The organism is Oscillibacter sp. CU971 (assembly GCF_905219725.1).
Classification (GTDB): Bacteria; Bacillota; Clostridia; order Oscillospirales; family Oscillospiraceae; genus Oscillibacter.
The window spans coordinates 1-2999 of the sequence record NZ_CAJMXG010000302.1 but is presented as its reverse complement, the minus strand read 5'-3'; the positions used below and the strand labels follow the sequence as shown (position 1 = coordinate 2999).

Sequence of the window (2999 nt, the reverse complement as noted above, 5' to 3'; positions counted from 1 at the left end):
GGTAGTCTGTGAGCGTCATGTTGGCGTCTCGTGCCCGCTGTTGAAGTTGGGCTTTCACCTTCGGTGTCATTCGTGCTGTGACAATTTCTGTTTTTCTTCTCTGCATTGTGTTTCCTTTCTCCCCTTCAGGGGCGGGGGGCAGGGGCTTTGCCCCGGCGAATGCGGCCGACGTATAGCCGGACGCTATGCTTGCCCCACTCGCGGGTGGGTTTTCCGCCCTAACGGAGGTCTCTCTGTCTGACAGGGTATCAGCTCCCGCCGTGCCTCCTGCTGGCCCACACGAGGCGTTACAGCGGCTGTGGCAGGGTCAACAGGGTCGGCAGTTCTGGCCCCGGCGTTGTCGGCACTATCGGCACGACGCAGATCGATCAGCCGCTTTCCGTTACTCCTGCGTATGACCGCTGTGATACCCGCATTGCTTAGAGCCTCAACGCTTTGTAGGATTTTCTTGGAGACGTTCTTAGGCGTGATTCCTTCTGTGCCGACAGGGTCGATGCGCTGTGCCAGCTCCGTGGGAGTGCCGATAAACTGAGAACGGTTTTGGAGTAAGGCAGAGAGGAGAACGACCACTTTGCTGCCCAGCAGTTCCGGCTGCTGATAGCTGTCCGCTGTCACTTCCCACACGTTGTCGGCATTGCGGCGCAGCTCCAGTTCCCGGTACTCGATGTCCCGTCCGATACAGCTGAGTTTCGCTCTGCCGCTGCCTCGCTGCTCCTCCACCAGCGTGAAGCTGGCATCCACCGCGCCGCTGATAGCGGTGGTACCAGAGATGCGGTTGAACACGTCATCCGCTTTTTCCTTCCGCAAATGGTGGATTAGCAGGATGGCAATCCTGTGGGTATCGGCCAGGTGCTTCAGAGCGGACAGATCCCGGTAGTCGTTGGCGTAAGTGTTGTCGTAATTCGTGCCCCGGATCATCTGCAGGGTGTCGATGATGATGAGGGAGGTGTCCGGGTGCTCACTGAGGAACTGCTCCAGCTGCTCAGTCAGTCCGTCACCCAGGATACGGCTCTCAGTGCAGAAGTGGACATTAGCCGGTGCGTCCTCCGTCACGTCGAACAGCCGGTTCTGGATGCGGAGCTGGGAGTCCTCCAAGCAGAGGTACAGGGTTGTGCCCTGTTTTACCTGCATTCCCCAGACGGGTTCGCCCTTGGCAACGGCCACCGCCAGCCACAGGGCCAGCCAGGACTTCCCGACCTTGGGAGAGCCTGCGAGGATGTGCAGACCCTGGGAGATCAGTGTGTCCACCACGAAGTTCAGCGGCTGGAGCGGGCGGCTCATCAGGGTCTCACCGTCGATGGTGTTGAGCTTGTTCATTTCAATTCTCCTTTTCTGTGTTGTTAGGCCACACACCATACCCGTTCCTGCGCCAGGCTTCTCTGCCGCGTAGTGTTCTCCTCTGGTACGCTCACCCACATCTGCGGGGTCGTGGCAGTACTGGAACCGAAGACATATCCTCTCTGGTGGTGGGTATTCAGTTGCCGAGGTTCGTCCGGACTTTCTTTTTCCTCGCTGTCATGCTACAATAAATTCAGCCGTCTTTACATCATGAAGTGATCTTGAGGAGGGAGCGGTATGGCAGACAAAAAATTCCCCAGTCTCTGGATTGAGACTGGGGACGACGGTAAAATTTGTGTTGTGATGTCTGGGACGTATGGGCCGGAGACACATCTCCCTTTTGTTACTCCTGCGGAGGATTTGGTCGCTGCGGCGGAGATGGATTATACAGCCTACCGCCGGGAATTCCAGCGGCTCTATGAAGGGCATCCGCTATTTGAGGCAAAGCTGGATGTTTCGGTGTCCGAGCTGGAGGACTTGACTGCCGAGGCACTGATGCTCCCATCTATGCTCCAGGAGATTGACCCACTCGGTTTCTTTGAGTTGGGGAATCTACTGGAGCAAGTTCTGCGGATGCAGGATGACGGCTCCGCGTCGTTCCTCCTTCACGCCGGGCGGCGCTTACTGCAAGCCCTGGAGGTTCCCATCTACACACAGATCCGTCTTCGCAACATCATGGAGATGACCTTCGACGGGATGGAGCGGGCTACCCAACAGGAGCGGTTTGAAAAGCTGCGTGGCGTTTATCCCAAGATTGCAGAGTTCTGTGACCCCGCCCGGCTGGATGGCTATAAGAATGCAATCCTGCCGCTCCCGGTGGACAATGTGTATCAGCTGAGGCTGGTGGAGCTGATGCTGTACTTCCACCAGGAAAAGCAGCGCATTGCCCAATGCGACTGCTGCTGGAATTACTTCATACCGAAAACCAAAGCCAGAGCGCTCTACTGCGACCGGATTTTTGATGGTCAGTCCTGCAAGAAACGAGGGGCCAACCTCAAGCGCAGAAAGGGACCGGAGCAGGATGACGCTTTGAAGCTGTTCAAGCAACTGCGGGACCGGATGTACGCTCGAATGCTCCGCTATCAGGACGCACCGGAGAATCAGCGGGATCGCTTGATTCCCATGACACCTATGCAGTACGACGAATGGGAAACAAATGCCCGTCAGGCGCGCCGGGAGTATATGGCAGGGAAAATCAGGGCGGAGGAATTTCTGCGCCGCATCGACACTACCCATGAATTGACCAGTTACAATACCGTCAAGCAAGAGCTACTACCGGAGGAGAGCTTTTGGCAAAAGCGGGTGGCCGCCGACTTGGACTTCGACCCCGAGCGGAAATATCCGGCTTCTTTTATGGTGCTTGATCTTGGTAAACCTACGGACAATCCTCAGTGGCAGTATTTTACAAGGGAGGCTCTGATTCAAAAAGACCAGGAGGGGCATCAGAGCCTGCGGGATCAGTACAAGAAGAACCAGGAACCGGTTTCAGATTAACCGGTTCCTGGACTGTATTGGATTATGCCGCTGCATTGGCGTTGATCTTGTCGATCACAGTCTTGATACCCAGCCAGAGGGAGATGTCGGTGAACACCTCCACCACACTGCCCTGATCGGTGAAGGGCGGCTCCTGGAGCACAGACAGGTCTTTCATCATGCCGTTG

The 2999-nt window shown here is 56.5% G+C and carries 3 protein-coding genes; 1 reads left to right on the top strand and 2 read right to left on the bottom strand.

The features are described 5' to 3' along the window. Nucleotides 1–106, bottom strand: a 106-nt coding sequence (locus JX325_RS18780; RefSeq protein WP_374220631.1) for a hypothetical protein, incomplete at its 3' end; no start/stop codon positions are given. A 77-nt stretch (nt 107–183) separates the two neighbouring features. After that, on the bottom strand, nt 184–1317 hold the full coding sequence (locus JX325_RS14495) for an AAA family ATPase (RefSeq protein ID WP_204791791.1): 1134 nt from the start codon (nt 1315–1317) through the stop codon (nt 184–186). Between the two features lie 381 nt (nt 1318–1698). Here JX325_RS14495 and JX325_RS14490 point away from each other — a divergent pair, with 381 nt between their 5' ends. Further along, complete coding sequence (locus JX325_RS14490) at nt 1699–2832, top strand: hypothetical protein (protein WP_204791790.1); 1134 nt, start codon at nt 1699–1701, stop codon at nt 2830–2832. Nucleotides 2833–2999: the final 167 nt, after the last annotated feature.